General features: G+C 68.5%; 17 protein-coding genes and 1 riboswitch. Of the genes, 13 read left to right on the plus strand and 4 right to left on the minus strand.

Translation table 11 applies throughout. The annotated features are described in order from the left end of the window. The first annotated feature begins 33 nt into the window (after window positions 1-33). The 5 genes from ACSHSS_RS18390 to thpR all read left to right on the plus strand — a co-directional run bounded on the left by ACSHSS_RS18390 (window position 34) and on the right by thpR (window position 9,683). Window positions 34-747: a transposase gene (locus tag ACSHSS_RS18390; protein WP_006400610.1), complete on the plus strand. Its 714-nt coding sequence runs from the start codon at window positions 34-36 to the stop codon at window positions 745-747. A 289-nt stretch (window positions 748-1,036) separates the two neighbouring features. Continuing rightward, the gene (locus ACSHSS_RS18395) at window positions 1,037-5,740 is read left to right on the plus strand and encodes a glutamate synthase-related protein (protein WP_445545340.1); all 4,704 of its coding nucleotides are present in this window, start codon (window positions 1,037-1,039) and stop codon (window positions 5,738-5,740) included. 85 nt (window positions 5,741-5,825) lie between these two features. Further along, on the plus strand, window positions 5,826-7,292 hold the full coding sequence (locus ACSHSS_RS18400) for a glutamate synthase subunit beta (protein ID WP_006400608.1): 1,467 nt from the start codon (window positions 5,826-5,828) through the stop codon (window positions 7,290-7,292). Between the two features lie 322 nt (window positions 7,293-7,614). Further along, complete coding sequence (locus ACSHSS_RS18405; protein ID WP_261513220.1) at window positions 7,615-9,102, plus strand: alanine/glycine:cation symporter family protein; 1,488 nt, start codon at window positions 7,615-7,617, stop codon at window positions 9,100-9,102. Next, the gene (gene thpR, locus ACSHSS_RS18410; RefSeq protein ID WP_261513221.1) at window positions 9,099-9,683 is read left to right on the plus strand and encodes an RNA 2',3'-cyclic phosphodiesterase; all 585 of its coding nucleotides are present in this window, start codon (window positions 9,099-9,101) and stop codon (window positions 9,681-9,683) included. Before ACSHSS_RS18405 ends, thpR begins: the two co-directional genes overlap by 4 nt. Here thpR and ACSHSS_RS18415 read toward each other — a convergent pair. From ACSHSS_RS18415 to ACSHSS_RS18430, 4 genes are all read right to left on the minus strand, one after another. Beyond that, window positions 9,680-10,972 carry a D-amino acid dehydrogenase gene (locus ACSHSS_RS18415; protein WP_261513222.1) on the minus strand — a complete coding sequence of 431 codons (1,293 nt, stop codon included), beginning with the start codon at window positions 10,970-10,972 and terminating at the stop codon, window positions 9,680-9,682. The two genes, thpR and ACSHSS_RS18415, sit on opposite strands and share 4 nt — an antisense overlap. A gap of 25 nt (window positions 10,973-10,997) precedes the next feature. Further along, window positions 10,998-12,260: an MFS transporter gene (locus ACSHSS_RS18420; protein ID WP_006400603.1), complete on the minus strand. Its 1,263-nt coding sequence runs from the start codon at window positions 12,258-12,260 to the stop codon at window positions 10,998-11,000. Between the two features lie 169 nt (window positions 12,261-12,429). Next, complete coding sequence (locus tag ACSHSS_RS18425; protein WP_261513223.1) at window positions 12,430-13,197, minus strand: SDR family NAD(P)-dependent oxidoreductase; 768 nt, start codon at window positions 13,195-13,197, stop codon at window positions 12,430-12,432. Continuing rightward, complete coding sequence (locus ACSHSS_RS18430) at window positions 13,194-14,963, minus strand: ABC transporter ATP-binding protein/permease (RefSeq protein ID WP_006400601.1); 1,770 nt, start codon at window positions 14,961-14,963, stop codon at window positions 13,194-13,196. Before ACSHSS_RS18430 ends, ACSHSS_RS18425 begins: the two co-directional genes overlap by 4 nt. Before the next feature lie 268 nt (window positions 14,964-15,231). After that, window positions 15,232-15,353: riboswitch (TPP riboswitch) on the plus strand. 221 nt (window positions 15,354-15,574) lie between these two features. Between ACSHSS_RS18430 and ACSHSS_RS18435 the strand changes: the two genes are divergently transcribed. From ACSHSS_RS18435 to ACSHSS_RS18470, 8 genes are all read left to right on the plus strand, one after another. Further along, a complete protein-coding gene (locus ACSHSS_RS18435; protein WP_261513224.1) occupies window positions 15,575-16,711 on the plus strand; it encodes an FAD-dependent oxidoreductase in 1,137 nt (378 codons plus the stop codon). A gap of 32 nt (window positions 16,712-16,743) precedes the next feature. After that, window positions 16,744-16,941, plus strand: coding sequence for a sulfur carrier protein ThiS (gene thiS / locus ACSHSS_RS18440; RefSeq protein WP_006400598.1), 198 nt, complete (start codon window positions 16,744-16,746; stop codon window positions 16,939-16,941). A gap of 37 nt (window positions 16,942-16,978) precedes the next feature. Continuing rightward, a complete protein-coding gene (locus ACSHSS_RS18445; RefSeq protein ID WP_105841640.1) occupies window positions 16,979-17,794 on the plus strand; it encodes a thiazole synthase in 816 nt (271 codons plus the stop codon). Then, window positions 17,791-18,906 (plus strand): thiamine phosphate synthase, encoded by a 1,116-nt coding sequence (gene thiE / locus ACSHSS_RS18450; protein ID WP_261513225.1) that lies wholly within the window; start codon window positions 17,791-17,793, stop codon window positions 18,904-18,906. Before ACSHSS_RS18445 ends, thiE begins: the two co-directional genes overlap by 4 nt. 94 nt (window positions 18,907-19,000) lie before the next feature. Continuing rightward, a complete protein-coding gene (locus ACSHSS_RS18455) occupies window positions 19,001-19,822 on the plus strand; it encodes an ABC transporter ATP-binding protein (RefSeq protein ID WP_006400595.1) in 822 nt (273 codons plus the stop codon). Continuing rightward, window positions 19,819-20,586 (plus strand): lipid asymmetry maintenance ABC transporter permease subunit MlaE, encoded by a 768-nt coding sequence (mlaE, locus tag ACSHSS_RS18460; RefSeq protein ID WP_217262297.1) that lies wholly within the window; start codon window positions 19,819-19,821, stop codon window positions 20,584-20,586. The genes ACSHSS_RS18455 and mlaE overlap by 4 nt, the downstream gene beginning before the upstream one ends. A 24-nt stretch (window positions 20,587-20,610) precedes the next feature. Next, window positions 20,611-21,180 carry an outer membrane lipid asymmetry maintenance protein MlaD gene (mlaD, locus tag ACSHSS_RS18465; RefSeq protein WP_006400593.1) on the plus strand — a complete coding sequence of 190 codons (570 nt, stop codon included), beginning with the start codon at window positions 20,611-20,613 and terminating at the stop codon, window positions 21,178-21,180. A gap of 30 nt (window positions 21,181-21,210) precedes the next feature. Further along, window positions 21,211-22,188, plus strand: a complete 978-nt coding sequence (locus tag ACSHSS_RS18470) for an MlaA family lipoprotein (protein WP_006400592.1) — start codon at window positions 21,211-21,213, stop codon at window positions 22,186-22,188. Window position 22,189: the final 1 nt, after the last annotated feature.

Raw genomic sequence — 22,189 nt, forward strand, 5'->3', positions numbered from 1 at the left:
GTATTTCCTAACGCGTTCAAACGGACATTCAGCATGGCACGGTTAGCACGACTCTACGTACCCGACCAGCCGCAGCACGTGATACTGCGCGGCCTGGATCAGCAACCCGCGTTCGTTGACGACCAGGACTACGAACTCTTCATCGATTGTCTGAAGGCCGCCGCACGCGATCATCACCTCTCGGTGCACGCCTACGTGCTGCTGCCGCGTCAGGTTCAGCTGCTCGTCACGCCGAGCGACGAGGCGAGCCTGCCGAAGGCGATGCAGGCGGTGGGGCGCCGCTACGTCGCCCATTTCAACCGGCGCTACTCGCGGCGCGGCACGCTGTGGGAAGGCCGCTACCGCGCGACCGTCATCGAAGGCGAACGCTATTTCCTGCTCGCGAGCCGCGTGGTGGAGTTGAGCCCGGTGCGCGCGCAGCTCGTCGCGACGCCCGACGCATACCGATGGTCGAGCTACCGGCATCACGTCGGGCTCACCGTCGACAGCCTGATCACCGACCATCCGCTCTACTGGGCGCTCGGCAACACGCCGTTCGAGCGGCAGCGCGCCTACAAGGAGCTGTGCGAGCAGCCGCTCGACGAGCGTCAGGCCGACCAGCTGCAGCAGGCGACGCTGAAGGGCTGGGTGCTCGGCGGCGAAACCTACCGCGAGTGGGCGGCGCGCACCGCCAACCGGCGCGTGTCGCCGCTGCCGCGCGGACGCCCCAGAAAGGTGCGCGAGAACACGCCGCCGATCCAGCAGTAAGGGCCGACGGCGGCCAGGGAAGCGGCGCTGCGGGCGCCGCTTCTTTTTGCACCAAAACGATACGTCCCCAATAAAACGGCACCAGATCGAGGCGCGCTTTTAAATGGGGTTCGATCAAGCGGTTTTTGTTGCTATTCCTTTGATTCGTCGCGTATATTCCGAATTCCGGTGGCCCGGGCGAAGCGCGCCCTTCCATCGTCGGCCGCGCCGTCTCCCGCCGGGAGCGGGATCGGCGGCAAACAACAAAATGGTTCAACGGCCCTCCGGGCCCCTTTACGACGGTGTCCCCATGAACGACCACCAGCAGCCGCTCGCCGCGGTGCCCGCCGCACAAGGTCTCTACGACCCGCAAAACGAACACGACGCCTGCGGCGTCGGCTTCGTCGCCCACATCAAGGGCAAGAAGAGCCACGAGATCATTCAGCAAGGGCTGAAGATCCTCGAGAACCTCGATCACCGCGGCGCGGTCGGCGCCGATCCGCTGATGGGCGACGGCGCGGGCATCCTGATTCAGATTCCCGACGCGTTCTATCGCGAGGAGATGGCGAAGCAGGGCGTGACGCTGCCGCCGGCCGGCGAATACGGGGTGGGGATGATCTTCCTGCCGAAGGAAAACGCCTCGCGTCTCGCGTGCGAGCAGGAGCTCGAGCGCACGGTGAAGGCCGAAGGGCAGGTCGTGCTCGGCTGGCGCGACGTGCCGGTCGACCACACGATGCCGATTTCGCCGGCCGTGAAGGCGAGCGAGCCGCTGATCCGCCAGATCTTCATCGGCCGCGGCAAGGACATCATGGTGACCGACGCGCTCGAGCGGAAGCTGTACGTGATCCGCAAGACCGCGAGCCACCGCATCCAGGCGCTCAAGCTCAAGCACGGCAAGGAATACTTCGTGCCGTCGATGTCGGCGCGCACGGTCGTCTACAAGGGGCTGCTGCTCGCGGGCCAGGTCGGCGTGTACTACCGCGACCTGCAGGACGAGCGCGTCGTGTCGGCGCTCGCACTCGTGCACCAGCGCTTCTCGACCAACACGTTCCCCGCGTGGGAACTGGCTCACCCGTACCGGATGATCGCGCACAACGGCGAGATCAACACGGTGAAGGGCAACGTGAACTGGCTGAACGCGCGCACCGGCGCGATCGCCTCGCACGTGCTCGGCGACGATCTGCCGAAGCTCTGGCCGCTGATCTATCCGGGCCAGTCGGACACCGCATCGTTCGACAACTGTCTCGAACTGCTCGTGATGGCCGGCTATCCGCTCGTGCACGCGGTGATGATGATGATCCCGGAAGCGTGGGAACAGCACACGCTGATGGACGAGAACCGCCGCGCGTTCTACGAATACCACGCCGCGATGATGGAGCCGTGGGACGGCCCGGCCGCGATCGCGTTCACCGACGGCCGCCAGATCGGCGCGACGCTCGACCGTAACGGGCTGCGTCCGGCGCGCTACATCGTCACCGACGACGACCTCGTCATCATGGCGTCGGAAGCCGGCACACTGCCGATTCCGGAATCGAAGATCGTCAAGAAATGGCGTCTGCAGCCGGGCAAGATGTTCCTGATCGACATGGAACACGGCCGCATCATCGACGACAAGGAGCTCAAGGACAACCTCGCGAACGCGAAGCCGTACAAGAGCTGGATCGACGCCGTGCGCATCAAGCTCGACGAGATCGAGCCGAAGGCCGAGGAAGTCGCGGCCGGCCGCGCGCAGGGCGCGTCGCTGCTCGACCGCCAGCAGGCGTTCGGCTACACGCAGGAAGACCTGAAGTTCCTGATGGCGCCGATGGCGCAGCAGGGCGAGGAAGCGGTCGGCTCGATGGGCAACGACTCGCCGCTCGCGGTGATGTCGAACAAGAACAAGACGCTCTATCACTACTTCAAGCAGCTGTTCGCGCAGGTCACGAACCCGCCGATCGACCCGATCCGCGAGAACATGGTGATGTCGCTCGTGTCGTTCATCGGCCCGAAGCCGAACCTGCTCGACACGAACAACATCAACCCGCCGATGCGTCTCGAAGTGTCGCAGCCGGTGCTCGACTTCAAGGACATCGCGAAGATCCGCGCGATCGATCAATACACAGGCGGCAAGTTCAGCGCGTATGAACTGAACATCTGCTACCCGGTCGCGTGGGGCAAGGAAGGCATCGAGGCGCGTCTTGCGTCGCTGTGCGCGGAAGCCGTCGACGCCGTGAAGTCCGGCTACAACATCCTGATCGTGTCGGACCGCAAGACGGATGCCGAGCATGTCGCGATTCCGGCGCTGCTCGCTACTTCGGCGATCCACACGCACCTCGTCCAGCAAGGGCTGCGCACGAGCACGGGCCTCGTCGTCGAGACGGGCTCGGCGCGCGAAACGCATCACTTCGCGCTGCTCGCCGGCTACGGCGCGGAAGCCGTGCATCCGTACCTCGCGATGGAGACGCTCGCGAAGATGGCTGAAGGGCTGTCGGGCGACCTGTCGCCGGAGAAGGCGATCTACAACTTCACGAAGGCGATCGGCAAGGGCCTGCAGAAAGTGATGTCGAAGATGGGCATCTCGACGTACATGTCGTACACGGGCGCGCAGATTTTCGAAGCGCTCGGCCTGTCGAGCGACCTCGTCGAGAAGTACTTCAAGGGCACCGCATCGAAGGTCGGCGGGATCGGCCTGTTCGAAGTCGCGGAAGAGGCGATCCGCCTGCACCGCGACGCGTTCGGCGACAACCCGGTCCTGCGCGACATGCTCGACGCGGGCGGCGAGTACGCGTACCGCGTGCGCGGCGAAGACCACATGTGGACGCCCGACTCGATCGCGAAGCTGCAGCACGCGACGCGCAGCAACTCGTACCAGACGTACAAGGAGTACGCGCATCTGATCAACGATCAGACCAAGCGTCACATGACGTTCCGCGGGCTGTTCGAGTTCAAGGTCCAGCCGACCAAGGCGATCCCGATCGACGACGTCGAACCGGCGAAGGAAATCGTCAAGCGCTTCGCGACGGGCGCGATGTCGCTCGGCTCGATCAGCACCGAAGCGCACGCGACGCTCGCGATCGCGATGAACCGGATCGGCGGCAAGTCGAACACCGGCGAAGGCGGCGAAGACGAGAACCGCTATCGCAACGAGCTGCGCGGCATTCCGATCAAGGCCGGCGAGACGCTGAAGTCGGTGATCGGCGACGAAGTCGTCTCCGACATTCCGCTGAAGGAAGGCGATTCGCTGCGCTCGAAGATCAAGCAGGTCGCGTCGGGCCGCTTCGGCGTGACGGCCGAGTATCTCGCGTCGGCCGACCAGATCCAGATCAAGATGGCGCAGGGCGCGAAGCCGGGCGAAGGCGGCCAGCTGCCGGGCCACAAGGTGTCCGAGTACATCGGCAAGCTGCGTTACTCGGTGCCGGGCGTCGGCCTGATCTCGCCGCCGCCGCACCACGACATCTACTCGATCGAGGATCTCGCGCAGCTGATTCACGACCTGAAGAACGTGAATCCGGCCGCGAGCATCTCGGTGAAGCTCGTGTCGGAGGTGGGCGTCGGCACGGTCGCGGCAGGCGTCGCGAAGGCGAAGGCCGATCACGTCGTGATCGCCGGCCATGACGGCGGCACCGGCGCATCGCCGCTGTCGTCGGTCAAGCATGCGGGCACGCCGTGGGAGCTCGGCCTCGCGGAAACGCAGCAGACGCTCGTGCTGAACCGCCTGCGCGGCCGTATCCGCGTGCAGGCCGACGGCCAGATGAAGACGGGCCGCGACGTCGTGATCGGCGCGCTGCTCGGCGCGGACGAATTCGGCTTCGCGACGGCGCCGCTCGTCGTCGAAGGCTGCATCATGATGCGCAAGTGCCACCTGAACACGTGCCCGGTCGGCGTCGCGACGCAGGATCCGGTGCTGCGCGCGAAGTTCAAGGGCCAGCCCGAGCACGTCGTCAACTACTTCTTCTTCGTCGCCGAGGAAGTGCGCGAGATCATGGCGCAGCTCGGCATCGCGAAGTTCGACGACCTGATCGGCCGCGCGGATCTGCTCGACATGCGCAAGGGCGTCGAGCACTGGAAGGCGAAGGGGCTCGACTTCTCGCGCGTGTTCTACCAGCCGGAAGGCTGCGAGGAGGTCGCCCGCCGCCACGTCGAAAGCCAGGATCACGGGCTCGAGCGCGCGCTCGACCACGTGCTGATCGAGAAGGCGAAGGCGGCGATCGAGAACGGCGAGCATGTGTCGTTCATCCAGCCGGTGCGCAACGTGAACCGCACGGTCGGCGCGATGCTGTCGGGTGTGATCGCCAAGAAGCACGGCCACGACGGCCTTGCGGACGACGCCGTGCACATCCAGCTGAAGGGCACGGCCGGCCAGAGCTTCGGTGCGTTCCTCGCGAAGGGCGTCACGCTCGATCTCGTCGGCGACGGCAACGACTACGTCGGCAAGGGTCTGTCGGGCGGCCGCATCATCATTCGTCCGACCAACGACTTCCGCGGCAAGTCCGAGGAAAACATCATCTGCGGCAACACGGTGATGTACGGCGCGCTCGAAGGCGAAGCCTTCTTCCGCGGCGTCGCGGGCGAACGCTTCTGCGTGCGCAACTCGGGCGCGACGGCGGTCGTCGAGGGCACGGGCGACCACGGCTGCGAATACATGACGGGCGGCACGGTCGTCGTGCTCGGCGAGACGGGGCGCAACTTCGCGGCCGGCATGTCGGGCGGCGTGGCCTACGTGTACGACCCGGACGGCACGTTCGCCGCGAAGTGCAACAAGTCGATGGTCGCGCTCGATCCGGTGCTGCAGCAGGCCGAGCAGGAGCGCACGGTCGACCGCGCGCTCTGGCATGCGGGCATGACCGACGAAGCGTTGCTCAAGGGGCTCGTCGAGCGTCACTTCCAGTTCACCGGCTCGCCGCGCGCGAAGTCGCTGCTGGAAAACTGGGACGCGGCGCGGCGCCAGTTCGTGAAGGTGTTCCCGCACGAATACAAGCGCGCGCTGGGCGAGATCGGTGCGAAGAAGGCGGCGAAGGAAGCGCTGGCCGCCTGAGCGACGAACGACATAGCGAAGGCCGCGCGCGCATGAACGCCGCGCGCGGCTCCCCCACCCGATACATCGAACAGAAGAGCACCTTATGGGCAAGGCAACCGGTTTTCTGGAGTTCGAACGCCGCCACGAGGCGTACGAAGCACCGCTCACGCGCGTGAAGCACTACAAGGAATTCGTCGCGGCGCTGTCCGACGCGGACGCGAAGATCCAGGGCGCGCGCTGCATGGACTGCGGCATCCCGTTCTGCAACAACGGCTGCCCGGTCAACAACATCATTCCGGACTTCAACGATCTCGTTTACCGCCAGGACTGGCAGCAGGCGATCGAAGTCCTGCATTCGACGAACAACTTCCCCGAGTTCACGGGCCGCATCTGCCCGGCGCCGTGCGAAGCGGCCTGCACGCTCGGCATCAACAACGATCCGGTCGGCATCAAGTCGATCGAGCACGCGATCATCGACAAGGCGTGGGCCGAAGGCTGGGTGAAGCCGCAGCCGGCCGCGCACAAGACGGGCAAGAAGGTCGCCGTCGTCGGCTCGGGCCCGGCGGGCCTCGCGGCTGCGCAGCAGCTCGCGCGCGCGGGCCACGACGTGACGGTGTTCGAGAAGAACGACCGGATCGGCGGCCTGCTGCGTTACGGGATTCCCGATTTCAAGCTCGAGAAGTGGCTGATCGATCGCCGGATGCGCCAGATGGAAGCGGAAGGCGTGACGTTCCGCACGAGCGTGTTCATTGGCAAGGATCCGCTGCCCGAGTCGATCGGCAATCTCGCGAAGGAAACGATCTCGCCGGAGACGCTGAAGGAGGAGTTCGACGCGGTCGTGATCGCGGGCGGCTCCGAGACGCCGCGCGATCTGCCGGTGCCGGGCCGCGAACTGGCCGGCATCCATTTCGCGATGGACTTCCTGCCGCAGCAGAACCGCGTGAACGCCGGCGACAAGCTCGTCGATCAGTTGCTCGCGAAGGGCAAGCACGTCGTCGTGATCGGCGGCGGCGACACCGGCTCGGACTGCGTCGGCACCTCGAACCGCCACGGCGCGAAGCACGTCACGCAGTTCGAACTGCTGCCGCAGCCGCCGGAAGAGGAAAACAAGCCGCTCGTGTGGCCGTACTGGCCGATCAAGCTGCGCACGTCGTCGTCGCACGAGGAAGGCTGCGAGCGCGACTGGGCAGTCGCGACGAAGCGCTTCGAAGGCAAGAACGGCAAGGTCGAGAAGCTCGTCGCGGCGCGCGTCGAGTGGAAGGACGGCAAGATGCAGGAAGTGCCGGGCTCCGAGTTCGAGATGAAGGCCGATCTCGTGCTGCTCGCGATGGGCTTCACGCAGCCGGCCGCGCCGGTGCTCGAGGCGTTCGGCGTCGCGAAGGACGCACGCGGCAACGCGCGCGCGGCGACCGAAGGCGATCGCGCGTACTACACGTCGGTCGACAAGGTGTTCGCGGCCGGCGACATGCGCCGCGGCCAGTCGCTCGTCGTCTGGGCGATCCGCGAAGGCCGCCAGTGCGCGCGCTCGGTCGACGCGTACCTGATGGGGCATTCGGAACTGCCGCGCTGAGCACCGCGAGCGGGTTTCGATGAAGCCGGGCGTCCGAGAGGGCGCCCGGTTTTTTTTCGGCCGCGCGCCTGCGTGCATGCGGCTTCTTGAGCGCGTTTCTTCGGCTTCGGCAAGCTTCGCCTCGCCGCCAGCGCGCCGCGCCCGCACGCGACGAGCGCCGCATTTTCGCGAAGCGTCGCCTAACCTGATCACATTCGAAGGCTATTTTTCGCGATCGCGAATCCTTTCGTTTTGTAATGATCCTCGCAAACTGTCATATCATGTCGCCCCTCGGCCGCTCGCGGCCGCTGCATGTTACTGACCCTATTTGTAAGGACACTGGATGGAAGCACTCGTGCATGGGCTGATCGATGCCGTCAACGGCGTGCTGTGGAACTACGTGCTGATTGCGCTGCTGCTCGGCGTGGGCGCGTGGTTCACGCTGCGGTTCCGGATGATTCAGCTGAAGGCGCTGTTCCTCAGCATCCGGCTCGTCGGCAGCAAGGGCGAACCGGGCAGCATCTCGTCGTTCCAGGCATTCGCGACGGGGCTGGCGAGCCGCGTCGGCACCGGCAACATCGCGGGCGTCGCGGTCGCGCTGACGGTCGGCGGGCCGGGCGCGATCTTCTGGATGTGGATGACGGCGCTGGTCGGGATGTCGTCGGCATTCGTCGAGGCGACGCTCGCGCAGATCTTCAAGGTGTCGCACCCGGACGGCTCGTATCGCGGCGGCCCCGCGTACTACATCCAGACCGGGCTGCGCTCGCGCGGCTTCGGCGTGCTGTTCTCGCTCTCGCTGATCCTCGCGTTCGGCTTCGTGTTCAACGCGGTGCAGGCCAATGCGATTGCCGATGCGTTCAACACGTCGTTCGGCTGGCGCCGCGAGACCGTCGGCCTCGGCCTCGTGCTGCTGACCGCGCCGATCATCTTCGGCGGGATCCGACGCATCGCGTCCGTCGCGCAGGTGATCGTGCCGGTGATGGCGATCGGCTATCTCGCGCTCGCCGTCTACGCGGTCGCGACGCATCTCGCGCTCGTGCCGGACGTGATCGCGCTGATCGTGAAGAGCGCGTTCGGCGTCGGGCAGGCGGCGGGCGGCGTGACGGGCTATGCGGTCAGCCAGGCGATCGCGATCGGCGTGAAGCGCGGGCTGTTCTCGAACGAGGCCGGCATGGGCAGCGCGCCGAACGCGGCCGCGACGGCGAGCACGCGGCATCCGGTGACGCAGGGGCTGATCCAGATGCTCGGCGTGTTCGTCGACACGATCGTGATCTGCAGCGCGACCGCGTTCGTGATCCTGCTGTCGGGCCAGTATGAGCTCGGCACCGGCATGGAAGGCGCGGCGCTGACGCAGCGTGCGATCTCGAGCCACGTCGGCGACTGGGGCGGCATCTACATGGCCGTTGCGATCTTCTTCCTCGCGTTCTCGTCGGTGATCGGCAATTACGCGTATGCGGAAGGCAACGTCGACTTCATCACGAAGCGGCGCGGCGTGCTGCCGCTGTTCCGCATTGCGGTGCTCGGCATGGTGATGTTCGGCAGCGTCGGGCAGCTGCCGCTCGTCTGGGCGATGGCCGATACGAGCATGGGGCTGATGGCGATCATCAACCTGATCGCGATCGTCGCGCTCGGCAAGTACGCGCATGCCGCGTGGCGAGACTATCGTCGCCAGCGTGCGGCAGGCGTCGCCGATCCGGTCTTCACGCGCAACACGATTCCCGAACTCGCGCGTGTGCTGCCGGCGGACGTATGGGGCGAGCACGGGCCGCTGCCGCAGCGTCCGGCGGCCGAGGCGGTCAGCGAGCCGCGCGTGGCCGTCCGCGAATCATGAACGGCGACCGGCTGCGCGTGTTCGTCGCGCTGATGCCCGATGCGGCATCGCGCGATGCGCTGCACGCGTTGCCGGTCACACGCGGCGCGCGGCGCACGCTCGCCGCGCAATTGCACGTGACGCTCGCGTTCATCGGCGCGATCGAGCGCGATCGATGCGACGCGCTCGCGGCGCGTCTGCCGGTGCTGGCCGCCGCGCATCCGCTGCCGCCGCAGCCGGTCGAGCGCATCGCGTGGTGGCCGAGCCTGCCGCGGGCGCGGCTGATCGTCGCCGAACTCGCGCGCGAGCCTGCCTGTGCGGCGCTGAACGCGGCGCTGGCGGCGTCGCTCGCCGAACTCGGCCTGCCGGCCGATCCGCGCCCGTTCCGGCCGCACGTGACGCTCGCGCGATTGCCGCGCGATGCGGTCGGGCAGCCGGCGCACGGCGGCGCGCCGGGGCGGCCGGTCGCGCTGCGCTTCGATGCGCTGACGCTGTTCGAAAGCCGGCTGTCGCACGAAGGCGTATCGCATCGGCCGATCGTGTCGGCGCCGATCGCGTGCCTCGAGCACCGCGGGCCCGGCGAGCCCGGCGAGCGGACCTAACGCGCGTAGCGCGCGAGCGTCAGGCCGGACAGATCGATCTCCGGTTCGCGGCCGGTCACGAGATCCGCGAGTACCTTGCCCGATCCCATCGACATCGCCCAGCCGGTCGAACCGTGGCCGACGTTCAGCCAGAGACCGTCGATTCCGCTCGCGCCGAGCAGCGGCGGCCCGTCGGGCGTCATCGGCCGGCGGCCGGCCCAGAAGCGTACCGACGCGCGGTCCGCCGCATGCGGAAACCAGTCGTCGAGCACGGTCAGCAGTGTGTCGAGCGCGCGCTGCCGCAGTGCCGCGCGCCGGTTGCCGAGTTCCGCGGTGCCGGCCACGCGCAGCGTCGGGCCGAAGCGCGTGATCGCCGTCTTGAGCGACTCGTCCATCAGCGCGGCCCGCGGCGCGCGTTCGTCGTCGACGACGGAAAGCGTCGCCGAATAGCCCTTCACCGGATACAGCGGCACGTCGATGCTGTACCGGCCCAGCAGATCGGCACTGTCGACGCCGAGCGCGACGACGATCGCATCGGCGGCGAGCACCGCATCGCCGCGAGCGTCGCCGTTGCCGCCGTGCGGACCGGCCGGCGCGATGCACACGCCGCGCGCACGCCGGCCGGCGACGTCGAGCGCACGCACGTCGGTGCCGAAGCGAAATGCCACGCCGTTCGCTTCGCAGAGCGCCCGCAGTTCGCGCGTGAAGCGCGCGCAGTCGCCGGCTTCGTCGTCGGGCAGATGGATGCCGCCGACGGGCGCCTGCCGCGCCCAGCGCAGCCCCGGTTCGACCGCGATGCAGCCGGCCGCGTCGAGCTCGCGAAACGCGATGCCGGCATCGCGCAGCACGTTCAGCGCGGGCTGCACCATGTCGACGTCGAATGCGCTGCGCAGCAGCTGCAGATAGCCGCGGCTCGCGCCGTAGTCGAACGGATGCCGCTCGCGAAACGCATGGAGGCACGCGCGGCTGTAATACGCGATGCGCTGCATCCGCTGCTTGTTCGCGCGGAACCGTTCGAATTCGCATTCGCGCAGCCAGCGTGCGATCCAGCGCCATTGCGCGGGATCGAGCGTCGGACGGAAGATCAGCGGCGACGCGGGCCGAAACAGGTATTTGACGAGCTTGCCCGGCATCCCGGGCGCGGCCCACGGCGTCACGTAGCCGGGCGCGATCACGCCCGCGTTGCCGAAGCTCGTCGCCTGCGCGACGTCGGCCTCGCGTTCGATCACGGTGACGTCGCAGCCCGCTTCGCGCAGGTGCCACGCGGTAGCGACGCCGATCACGCCGGCGCCGAGGACGATCACATGCATGCGGTACCCGGGGCGAAACGGCGGTTCACGATGCGACGGCCGGATCGTCGGCCAGCGACTTGCCGCGCGTTTCCGGCAGCACGAGCGCGGCGACGATCACGAGCAGATAGCCGCCGCCGGCGACGAATCCGATCGCCTTCACGAGCGACATCGACTGCGACAGCGAGCCGACGAGGATCGGGAAGAACGAGCCGAGCCCGCGGCCGAGGTTGTAGCAGAAGCCCTGGCCCGAGCCGCGGATCGCACCGGGATAGAGTTCGGACAGATACGCGCCGACGCCCGCGAAGATGCCCTGCACGACGATGCCGAGCGGAAAGCCGAGCGCGAGCATCGCGGTGTCGGTGATCGGCAGCATCGTATAGGCCATCCCGAGCGTGAAAGATCCGATCGCGAACAGGATGAACGAGGCGCGGCGACCGAGCCGGTCGGACAGGATCGCGCCGACCACGTAGCCGACGAACGATCCGACGATCAGCACGACCAGATAGCCGCTCGTGTTGAAGACGGACAGGTGCCGGACGGTTTTCAGATAGGTGGGCAGCCAGGTCGTGATCGCGTAGTAGCCGCCGAGCATGCCGGTGCACAGTGCGCTGCCGAACAGCGTCGCGCGTAGATGCGGCGGCGAGAAGATCTCGAGGAAGTGGCCCGACACGCGGCCTTCGTCGCGCGCGCGGCGCGTGGCCGTGTAGATGTCGGGATCGCTGACGTTGCGGCGGATATACAGGATCCACAGCGCGGGCGCGATGCCGATCCAGAAGCACGCGCGCCACGCGACCTGCTCCGGCAGCAGCGCGAAGAAGGCCCAGTAGAGAATCGCGGCCGCGGCCCAGCCGAACGACCAGCTGCTCTGCACGGTGCCGACCGCCTTCGCGCGATGCTCGGGCGAGCGAATCGTTTCGGCCATCATGATCGTCACGACCGACCACTCGCCGCCGAAGCCGAAGCCCTGCAGCGTGCGCGTCGCGAGCAGCTGCCAGAACGAGTGCGTGAAGCCGGACAGGCACGTGAACAGCGCGAACGTCGCGATCGTCCACTGCAGCACGCGCACGCGGCCGTAGCGGTCGGCGAGGATGCCGGCGACCCAGCCGCCGATCGCGGACGAGATCAGCGAGCTCGTCGCGATCATGCCGGCCTCGCTCTTCGTCATGCCCCAGGTCGCGATCAGCGTCGGAATCAGGAACGAGTAGATCATGAAGTCGAACGCGTCGACCGCATAGCCGCCGAAGCCTGCATACAGCGTGCGGCGCTCGCGCGACGACAGTTCTCGAAACCACTGGATTGCCTGCATGCCGCTGTCTCCCGTCCCGTTCGTCATCGTGGTGCCGTGTGGCGGCTATTGTACGGGCGGGACCGCGTGTGCCAAAAAGGCTGACGCGAGGCGGTGCGATCGGCGAGGCGGGAAGGCGGGACGGCGGGATAAGACCAAACCGTTGCGAGCGCAACGGTACACGCGCACGTCAGAGCGTCAGGCCGCCGTCGACATGCACGACCTGACCGGTGATCTGTCGCGCCGCATCGGACAGCAGAAACGCGATCAGCGCGGCGACGTCGTCGGGTTCGGCGATCCGGCCGAGCGGCGTCGCGTGTGCTGCGTGCGCCCACGCGCCGGCGTTGTCGGCGCTCGGCCCGCGATCCTTGCGCGTGAAGCCGGGCGCGACCGCATTGACGGTGATCGCGGCTGGCGCGAATTCGGCGGCCGCGCTGCGCACGAGCGATTCGAGCGCGGCCTTCGCCGCCGCCGTCGCGGCGAACGGCGTGTCAGCGCGATAGCGGTGTGCGACGAACGAGCTGACCGCGACGATCCGCGCCGCGGCCGACGCTTCGAGCAGCGGCCGCGCACGCGATGCGAGCGTCGCGAATGCACCCGGCATTGCCGCAAACGCGGACGCGAGCGCATCGGCGGATAGATCGGACACCGACTGCCGCGCCGCGAAGCCGGCGTTCGCGACCAGATGGTCGAGCCCGCCGAATTGCGCGGCCGTCGTATCGACGAGCCGGGCCGCGACGCCCGGATCGGCGAGATCGCCGGTCAGTGCGATGCATTGTGCCCCGGCCGACGTGCACGCGTGCACGACGTCGGCGAGCCGCGTACGCGACGCGTCGTCCGCGCCGCGCGCGTGCAGCGCGAGCGCGACGCCCGGTGCGGCGAGCCGCCGCGCGAGCGCCGCGCCGATCCCCGAACCGGCGCCGGTGATCAGTGCGATGCGCGCCGCGCGCGCACTCACGCGGCCACCTTGTCGCTGTCGTTCACGCGCTCGACGTTGATCGTACCGCCGTGGAACGCGGCCAGCGATTCGCGGTGCGCGATGCTGACGATCGCGGCCTTCGGCAGCCGCTCGGCGAACAGGCGATAGAGCCGCGCCTCGTTGTCGGCATCGAGCGCGCTCGTCGCTTCGTCGAGGAACAGGAAATCGGGCTTGTGCAGCAGCACGCGCGCGCCGGCGAGACGCTGCTGTTCGCCGGGCGACAGCACGCGCGTCCAGTGCGCGGTTTCGTCGAGCCGGTCGACGTAGTCTTCGAGGTGGCATGCGCGCAGCGCATCGCGGCACGCGTCGTCGCCGAACGCGTCGGGCGCCGACGGATAGGCGAGCGCCGCCTTCAGCGTGCCGATCGGCAGATAGCTCGATTGCGGCACGAACATCATGCGCGCGCCGACCGGTGCGTCGATCGCGCCGTCGCCGAACGGCCACAGCCCGGCGAGCGCGCGCATGAACGTGCTCTTGCCGGAGCCCGACTTGCCGACCACGAGCCAGCGCGAACCGGGCTCGATCGTCACGCTGCCGATGTTGGCGAGCGCGTTGCCGTTCGGCAGCGCGAGCTTCAGCGACGACGTCGACAGCTTCGCCGCATTCACGTAGTGCAGGTTGATGCCGCCGTGCTCGGTCGCGGGCGACAGGCTCTCCTTCAGATGCGAGGTGCGCATCACGCGCTTGAATTCGCGCAGACGGTTGACGGTCGCGCGCCACTCGACCAGCGTGCGATAGCTGTTGAGGAACCACGAGAACGAGTCGCTGACCGTGCCGAATGCGGACGAGATCTGCATCAGCACGCCGAGCGTGAAGGCGCCCGCGAAGTAGCGCGGCGCCGCGACGACGAACGGGAAGATGATCGCGATCTGTCCGTAGAACGCGTTCACGAACGTCAGGCGCTTCGTGTATTTCATGACGCGCCACCAGTTGTCGCGGATGCGCAGGAAGAGGCCCTGCGCATTGCGGTTTTCGGTGTCTTCGCCGTCGTAGAACGCGATCTGCTCGGCATTTTCGCGCACGCGGATCAGGCCGAAGCGGAAGTCCGCCTCGACGCGCTGCTGCTGGTAGTTGATCGACACGAGCGGGCGGCCGACCTTCTGGATCACGAGCGAGCCGATCACCGCATAGAGCGCGGCCGCCCACACCATGTAGCCGGGGATCGAGACGGGCGTGGCGCCGAGCGACAGCGTCAGCGCGCCGCCGAGCGTCCAGAGGATCGTGATGAACGACGCGAGCGTGACGACCGTCGAGAGCAGATCGAGCGACAGCGACAGCGTCGTCGTCGCGAACGCCTGCAGGTCGTCGGCCACGCGCTGGTCGGGGTTGTCGGCGAGGCGGTCGCGTTCGATCCGGTAGAACGCGCGGTCGCCGAGCCATTCGCCGAGAAAGCGGTCGGTCAGCCACTGGCGCCAGCGGAAGCCGAGCATCTGCCGCAAGTACAGCCCGTACACCGCGAGGATGATGAAGCCGAACGCGAGCATCGAGAACTGCATCATCAGATGCGGGAAATCGTGCACGTTCTTGGTCTGCAGCGCGTTATAGAACTGCGCGTTCCACTTGTTCAGCTGGACGTTGATCCAGACGACGCAGAGATTGATCGCGATGATCGTGACGAGCAGCGCCCACGCGACTTTCCATTCGGACGACACCCAGTAGGGCTTGATGAGGCTCCATGCGGATACCGGGCGCTCGTCCTGCGGCGCGTCGGAGGCGGAGCGGACGGGATCGATCGATTGGGTCATGTGCTTCCTGATGAGTGGCCGGCGCACGGGCCGGGCGAAGCCGGGCGCGCGCCGCGAGACGGCATGCCGGGACGAGTGCTCGCCGACGGCGGGCGTCCGGATGGTGACCCGCGCGTCTTAAACGGCACTTAAAGGCCGGCGGTGGCGCAACAACCGGCCGCTCGCGCGGCCGGCCTGCCGGGCATTGTGCCAGAGCGGCGCCGCGCGACGTCGATTTGCCGAAAGGGGACAGTTTGCGACGTTTTCCGCTTTTATGGTCTAATGGCCGACGACGAAACAGGGGTGCTTCGTGCGCGGCCGGCGATGTTCCGGGCGGCGCGGCGAGGCTGAGAAAGACCCTTCGCACCCGATCCGGGTAATACCGGCGAGGGAAGTTTCTGATCCCGCCGGGCCGCGCTGGCCGCCATCCCATTGTCAGCGCCCGAGTCCCGCCCGGCCGGCCTTTGCTGCCGGTTTCGTCCTTTTGGGTACGCGCGCCGCGCGTTACGGAAGGAACCGATGACCGATCAATCTTCAGTTGTTTCAGTCTGTCGCGCGGGTTCGCGCGCCGCTTCGCCGCATGCGTCGGCGTGCGCCGGGCGCGCGCGGGCGGCGGGCGCGGAGGGCGCGCGATGAACGTTCACGATTCGCGGCCCGACTTCGCGATCCTCGGCGGCGGCCTCGTCGGCCGGCTGATCGCGTGGCGGCTCGCGGGCGACGGGCATCGCGTCGCGCTGTACGAGCGCGGCGGCCCGGACGGCGAGCGCTCGGCGGCGTGGATCGCGGCCGCGATGCTCGCGCCGCTCGCCGAAGCGGCCAGCGCCGAACTGCTGATCACCGAGCTCGGCGTCGCGTCGCTGGCGCGCTGGCCGCAGTGGCTCGCCGAACTGCCCGAACCGGTGTTCTTCCAGCAGCACGGCACGCTCGTCGTCTGGCATCACGCGGACCGCGCGGAAGCGCCGCTGTTCGAGCGCCGCGTGCGCGCGAATGCGCCGGCCGACCTGTTCGACGGCGGCTTCGTCACGCTCGCGGGTGCGCAGGTCGACGCGGCCGAGCCCGCGCTCGCGGGCCGTTTCGCACGCGGCCTGCTGCTGCCGCGCGAAGGCCAGCTCGACAACCGGCAGGCGCTGCACGCGCTCGCCGCAGGGCTCGCAGAACGCGGCGTGGACACGCACTGGCACGCGGCGGTCGACGACGGCCACCTGCCGGATGCGCATTTCACGATCGACTGCCGCGGGCTCGGCGCGAAACCGGCGCTGCCGGCGTTGCGCGGCATCCGCGGCGAAGTCGCGCGCGTGCATGCGCCGGGCATCGGGCTCACGCGTCCGGTGCGGCTGCTGCATCCGCGCTACCCGCTGTACATCGCGCCGAAGCAGGACGATCTCTATGTGATCGGCGCGACCGAAGTGGAGGGCGAGGACATGTCGCCCGTCAGCGTGCGTTCCGCGCTCGAGCTGCTGAGCGCCGCGTTCTCCGTGCATCCCGCATTCGGCGAGGCGCGCATCCTCGAGCTGAACGCGCAGTGCCGGCCGACGCTGCCCGATCATCGCCCGGCCGTGATCTGGGACGGCGCATCGACGCTGGCCGTCAACGGCCTGTACCGGCACGGCTTCATGATCGCGCCGGAAGTCGCGCATGCGGCCGTCGCGCTCGCGCAGGCCGCGCTCGACGGCACGCTGCGCGATCCCGACGCGTTCGCCGCATGGCGCGACGCGGCGCGCTGGCCGACGCTCCTTCATCACCGCGACGACGCGCGCCAGCCGGCCTGACGCACGCCGCCGCCCGATTCCGACGAAGCCTCATGGACATCCAGATCAACCAACAGACCCTGACGCTGCCCGACGGCGCGACGGTCGCCGACGCGCTGGCCGCGTACGGCGCGCGCCCGCCGTACGCGGTCGCGGTGAACGGCAACTTCGTCGCGCGCACGCAGCATGCGGCGCGCACGCTCGCGGCGGGCGACCGGCTCGACGTCGTGCACCCCGTCGCGGGCGGCTGAACGCCGCCGGTTCGTCCCGCTCTTCCAGGAAAACGACATGACGTCCCTCACCCCCGCCGACGCGCTGACGCTGTACGGCGAAACCTTCGCAAGCCGCGTGCTGCTCGGCACGTCGCGCTATCCGTCGCTGCAGTCGCTGTCCGATTCGATCGCCGCGTCGCGGCCGGGCATGGTCACGGTCGCGCTGCGCCGCCAGATGACGGGCGGCACGGCCGAAGCCGGCTTCTTCGATCTGCTGAAGCGCCATGCGGTGCCGCTGCTGCCGAACACGGCCGGCTGCCAGACCGTCGCCGAGGCCGTGACGACCGCGCACATGGCGCGCGAAGTATTCGAAACCGACTGGATCAAGCTCGAACTGATCGGCGACGACTACACGCTGCAGCCGGATCCGGTCGGGCTGATCGAGGCGGCCGCGCAGCTGATCAAGGACGGCTTCAAGGTGCTGCCGTACTGCACCGAGGATCTCGTGATCGGCCGCCGCCTGCTCGAGGTCGGCTGCGAGGCGCTGATGCCGTGGGGCGCGCCGATCGGCACCGGCAAGGGCGTCGTCAATCCGTACGGCCTGCGCGTGCTGCGCGAGCGGTTGCCCGACGTGCCGCTGATCGTCGACGCGGGGCTCGGCGTGCCGTCGCACGCCTGTCAGGTGATGGAGTGGGGTTTCGACGGCGTGCTGCTGAACACGGCCGTGTCGCAGGCGACGCACCCGGAAATCATGGCGCGCGCGTTCGCGCAGGGCGTCGAGGCCGGCCGCGCCGCCTATCTCGCCGGCCCGATGGACGCACGCGAGACTGCGCACGCGAGCACGCCGGTCGTCGGGATGCCGTTCTGGCATCAGGACGGAGGCGGCGCATGAGCGCGCGCTTTGCCGACGCCTTCTGGCCGCCCGCCGACGAGCTCGCCGACGCGGCCGAACGCATCCGCGCGCGGCTCGGCGACTGGCCGCGCGCCGCTGCGCCGTGGCGGCTCTGCATGACCGCGCCCGACGCGCCGGCCGACGGCGACGTGCTGATCGTGTCGCGCGGCGATCGCGCGGGGCAGGCGCGCGCATCGGCCGTGTCGCGGCCCGCATCGCCGAACGCCGTCGCGATCGAATTCGACGAGCGCGGCGCGGCGCTGCACGCGGCCGGCGCGCGCTACGCGCTCGACGCCGCGCATGCGCTCGCGGACGACTGGATCGCGGCGCTCGCGGCGTTTCTCGATTGCGGTTTCGCGCCGCTCGACGCGCTGGTGCTCGCGCTCGCGTGGCGCGACGGCGACGAGACGCGCGCCGACGACGCATGGCCCGTCGACGCCGCGCAGTTTCCGCGCGTGTCCGGGCTGCCTGCCGCCGCCGAGCCGGCATTCGCGCCGTGCCCGGCGCGCCTCGGCCTCTATCCGGTCGTACCGGACGCCGAGTGGGTCGAACGCGTACTCGACTGCGGCGTGCAGACGGTACAGTTGCGCGTGAAGGGCGCGGCGCCGGACGCGCTGCGCCGCGAAATCGCGCGCGCGGTCGCGGCGGGCCGCCGCTATCCGGATGCGCGCGTGTTCATCAACGATCACTGGCAGATCGCGGCAGATGAGGGCGCGTACGGCGTACATCTCGGTCAGGAAGATCTCGAAACGGCCGATCTCGCCGCGCTCGCACGCGCGGGGCTGCGGCTCGGGCTGTCGAGCCACGGCTATTACGAGATGCTGCGCGCGCTGCACGAACGGCCGAGCTACCTCGCGCTCGGCCCCGTGTTCGCGACCGCGACCAAGGCCGTCGCCGCGCCGCCGCAGGGGCTCGCGCGGATCGCACGCTACGCGCGCTTCGCCGGCCCGAGCGTGCCGCTCGTCGCGATCGGCGGCGTCGGGCTCGACGCCTTGCCGGCCGTGCTCGCGACCGGCGTCGGCAGCGTCGCGGTGGTCAGCGCGGTGACCGGCGCGGGCGATTACCGCGCGGCGATCGCGGCGCTGCAGCGGTGCTTTGCGTCCCCTATTTGACAATCGTTGACCGCGCGGTCGGGAAAGGCGTCACGACATCATTCCGAGGCAGGCCCTATAATTCGGCGTTCTGCGTAAAAGGACTGTCCGCTCCGTGAGCCCCTCTCCTACCGAGACACTGCTGGAACTTCGCGACGTCGACTTTGGCTACGGCGACCGCCTCGTGCTGTCGAACCTGAACATGCGCTTCGGGCGCGGGCAGGTGGTCGCGGTGATGGGCGGGTCGGGTTGCGGCAAGACGACCGTGCTGCGCCTGATCGGCGGGCTCGTGCGCGCGCGCCGCGGCCAGGTGCTGTTCGACGGCGCCGACGTCGGCGCGCAGACGCGCGACGGCCTGTACGCGCTGCGCCGCAAGATGGGGATGCTGTTCCAGTTCGGCGCGCTGTTTACCGACATGTCGGTATTCGACAACGTCGCGTTCGCGCTGCGCGAGCACACCGACCTGCCCGAAGAGCTGATCCGCGACCTCGTGCTGATGAAGCTGAACGCGGTCGGCCTGCGCGGCGCGCGCGACCTGATGCCGTCCGAGGTGTCGGGCGGCATGGCGCGCCGCATCGCGCTCGCGCGCGCGATCGCGCTCGATCCGCAACTGATCATGTACGACGAGCCGTTCGCGGGCCTCGACCCGATCTCGCTCGGCATCACCGCGAACCTGATCCGCACGCTGAACCAGGCGCTCGGCGCGACGTCGATCCTCGTCACGCACGACGTGCCGGAATCGTTCGCGATCGCCGACTACGTCTACTTCCTCGCCAACGGCGGCGTGCTCGCGCAGGGCACGCCCGACGAGCTGCGCGCCTCGACCGATCCGAGCGTGCGTCAGTTCATCGACGGCGCGCCGGACGGCCCGTTCAAATTTCATTACACGAGCCCGCCGCTGGCGGCGGATTTCGGGCTCGGCGGAGGGCGCGCATGATCAGCACGATCGGACGTTACGTCATCGGCGGCCTCGAGCGCGCGGGCTACGGCACGCGGCTGTTCGTGCGCCTCGTGCTCGAATTCTTCCCGCTGCTGCGTCGGCCGCGGCTCGTCACGAAGCAGATCCACTTCCTCGGCAACTATTCGTTCGTGATCATCGCCGTGTCGGGGCTGTTCGTCGGCTTCGTGCTCGGGCTGCAGGGCTATTACACGCTGAACCGCTACGGCTCCGAGCAGGCGCTCGGGCTGCTCGTCGCGCTGTCGCTCGTGCGCGAGCTCGGCCCGGTCGTCACCGCGCTGCTGTTCGCGGGCCGCGCGGGCACGTCGCTGACCGCCGAGATCGGGCTGATGAAGGCCGGCGAGCAGCTGACCGCGCTCGAAATGATGGCCGTCGATCCGATCAAGACGGTGATCGCGCCGCGCATGTGGGCCGGGATCATCACGATGCCGCTGCTCGCGGCGATTTTCAACGCGGTCGGCGTGCTCGGCGGCTATTTCGTCGGCGTCGTGCTGATCGGCGTCGATCCGGGCGCGTTCTGGTCGCAGATGCAGGGCGGCGTCGAAGTGTGGGCCGACGTCGGCAACGGCGTGCTGAAAAGCATCGTGTTCGGCTTCGCGGTGACCTTCATTGCACTGTTTCAAGGGTACGAGGCGAAGCCCACGCCCGAGGGCGTGTCGCGTGCGACGACCAAGACCGTCGTGTTCGCATCGCTTGCCGTACTCGGTCTCGATTTCCTGCTGACCGCGCTGATGTTCAGCTAAGCCTCAGCCAAGCCAAATTTTGGGATGACGATGAAAAAGACTGCTCTCGACTTCTGGGTCGGCCTGTTCGTGGTGGTGGGGTTCGTTGCGCTGCTGTTCCTTGCGCTGAAGGTCGGCAACATGAGCTCGCTGTCGTTTCAGCCGACGTACTCGGTGAGGATGAAGTTCGACAACATCGGCGGGCTGAAGCCGCGTGCGGCCGTGAAGAGCGCCGGCGTCGTGGTCGGCCGCGTGAAGTCGATCGGCTTCGATCCGAACACCTATCAGGCGGTCGTGACGGTCGATCTCGACAGCCAGTATCCGTTTCCGAAGGATTCGTCCGCGAAGATCCTGACGTCGGGCCTGCTCGGCGAGCAATATATCGGGCTCGATCCGGGCGGCGACACCGAGATGCTGAAGTCGGGCGACACGATCGCGATGACGCAGTCGGCGATCGTGCTCGAAAACCTGATCGGGCAATTCCTGTACAGCAAGGCGGCCGACGCGGGCGGCTCGAAGCCGGCTGCAGGCGCAGCGGGGGCGCCCGGCGCGCCGGCCGCACCGGCTCCCGTGCCGGTGCCGGCGTCGGCGGTCGCGGGTTCGGCCGCACAATAAACACACAAGAGAACAAAGAGGGTAACCAACATGCAGACGATCCGGATCAGGCACGCCGCGCTCGCGGCTGCGGCGGTCGCCGCGTTGAGCGGCTGCGCGACCGTGCAGACGCCGACCAAGGGCGATCCGCTCGAAGGCTTCAACCGCACGATGTACAAGTTCAACGACACCGTCGACACGTACGCGCTGAAGCCGGTCGCGAAGGGCTATCAGTACGTGGTGCCGCAGCCGGTGCGCGACAGCGTGACGAACTTCTTCTCGAACATCGGCGACGTCTATATCGCGGCGAACAACCTCGTGCAGCTGCGCATTGCCGACGGCGTCGGCGACCTGATGCGTGTCGTGATCAACACGGTGTTCGGCGTCGGCGGCCTGTTCGATGTCGCGACGATCGCGAAGCTGCCGAAGCACACGGCCGATTTCGGGATCACGATGGGCCGCTACGGCGTGCCGTCGGGCCCGTACCTCGTGCTGCCGCTGCTCGGCCCGAGCACGCTGCGCGATGCGGCCGGCCTCGGCGTCGACTACGTCGGCAATCCGCTCACCTACGTGAAGCCGGACAGCGTGAGCTGGGGGCTGTACGGCGTGAACCTCGTCAACACGCGCGCGAACCTGCTCGGCGCGGGCGATGTGCTCGATGCCGCGGCGCTCGACAAGTATTCGTTCGTGCGTAACGCCTATCTGCAGCGCCGTCAGATGCTGATCAACAACGCACGCGGCGAGGCCGGCGCGCCGGCGTCGAACGACGCGCTGCCGCAGTACGAACTGCCGGAAGACACGGCGGCGCCGGCGGCAGCCGGCGCCGCAGGCAGCGCGGGTGCTGCGGCGGCCGGCAGCGCCGGTGCCGCGGCGGTCGGCGGCGCAGCCGCGCCCGCGGGCGCATCGGCTGCCGAGCCGGCTTCCGGCGCAGCCGCGCCGAACCCGGCCAGCGCAACGACGGTGCCGCCGATGCAGGTGACGCCGCCGGCGCCGGGCGGCCTGCGCCTGCCGAGCTTCCGGCTGCACTGAC

The sequence above is a fragment of the Burkholderia sp. BC1 genome (assembly GCF_052683555.1).

Bases quoted from the DNA above. Each gene is read 5' to 3' on its own strand.
- mlaD (WP_006400593.1), top strand. From the start codon at position 20,611: ATGACGATGAAAAAGACTGCTCTCGACTTCTGGGTCGGCCTGTTCGTG.
- ACSHSS_RS18430 (WP_006400601.1), bottom strand. From the start codon at position 14,963: ATGACCCAATCGATCGATCCCGTCCGCTCCGCCTCCGACGCGCCGCAG.
- ACSHSS_RS18405 (WP_261513220.1), top strand. From the start codon at position 7,615: ATGGAAGCACTCGTGCATGGGCTGATCGATGCCGTCAACGGCGTGCTG.
- ACSHSS_RS18445 (WP_105841640.1), top strand. From the start codon at position 16,979: ATGACGTCCCTCACCCCCGCCGACGCGCTGACGCTGTACGGCGAAACC.
- ACSHSS_RS18470 (WP_006400592.1), top strand. From the start codon at position 21,211: ATGCAGACGATCCGGATCAGGCACGCCGCGCTCGCGGCTGCGGCGGTC.
- ACSHSS_RS18400 (WP_006400608.1), top strand. From the start codon at position 5,826: ATGGGCAAGGCAACCGGTTTTCTGGAGTTCGAACGCCGCCACGAGGCG.
- thpR (WP_261513221.1), top strand. From the start codon at position 9,099: ATGAACGGCGACCGGCTGCGCGTGTTCGTCGCGCTGATGCCCGATGCG.
- ACSHSS_RS18420 (WP_006400603.1), bottom strand. From the start codon at position 12,260: ATGCAGGCAATCCAGTGGTTTCGAGAACTGTCGTCGCGCGAGCGCCGC.
- ACSHSS_RS18415 (WP_261513222.1), bottom strand. From the start codon at position 10,972: ATGCATGTGATCGTCCTCGGCGCCGGCGTGATCGGCGTCGCTACCGCG.
- ACSHSS_RS18390 (WP_006400610.1), top strand. From the start codon at position 34: ATGGCACGGTTAGCACGACTCTACGTACCCGACCAGCCGCAGCACGTG.
- ACSHSS_RS18395 (WP_445545340.1), top strand. From the start codon at position 1,037: ATGAACGACCACCAGCAGCCGCTCGCCGCGGTGCCCGCCGCACAAGGT.
- thiE (WP_261513225.1), top strand. From the start codon at position 17,791: ATGAGCGCGCGCTTTGCCGACGCCTTCTGGCCGCCCGCCGACGAGCTC.
- ACSHSS_RS18435 (WP_261513224.1), top strand. From the start codon at position 15,575: ATGAACGTTCACGATTCGCGGCCCGACTTCGCGATCCTCGGCGGCGGC.
- thiS (WP_006400598.1), top strand. From the start codon at position 16,744: ATGGACATCCAGATCAACCAACAGACCCTGACGCTGCCCGACGGCGCG.
- mlaE (WP_217262297.1), top strand. From the start codon at position 19,819: ATGATCAGCACGATCGGACGTTACGTCATCGGCGGCCTCGAGCGCGCG.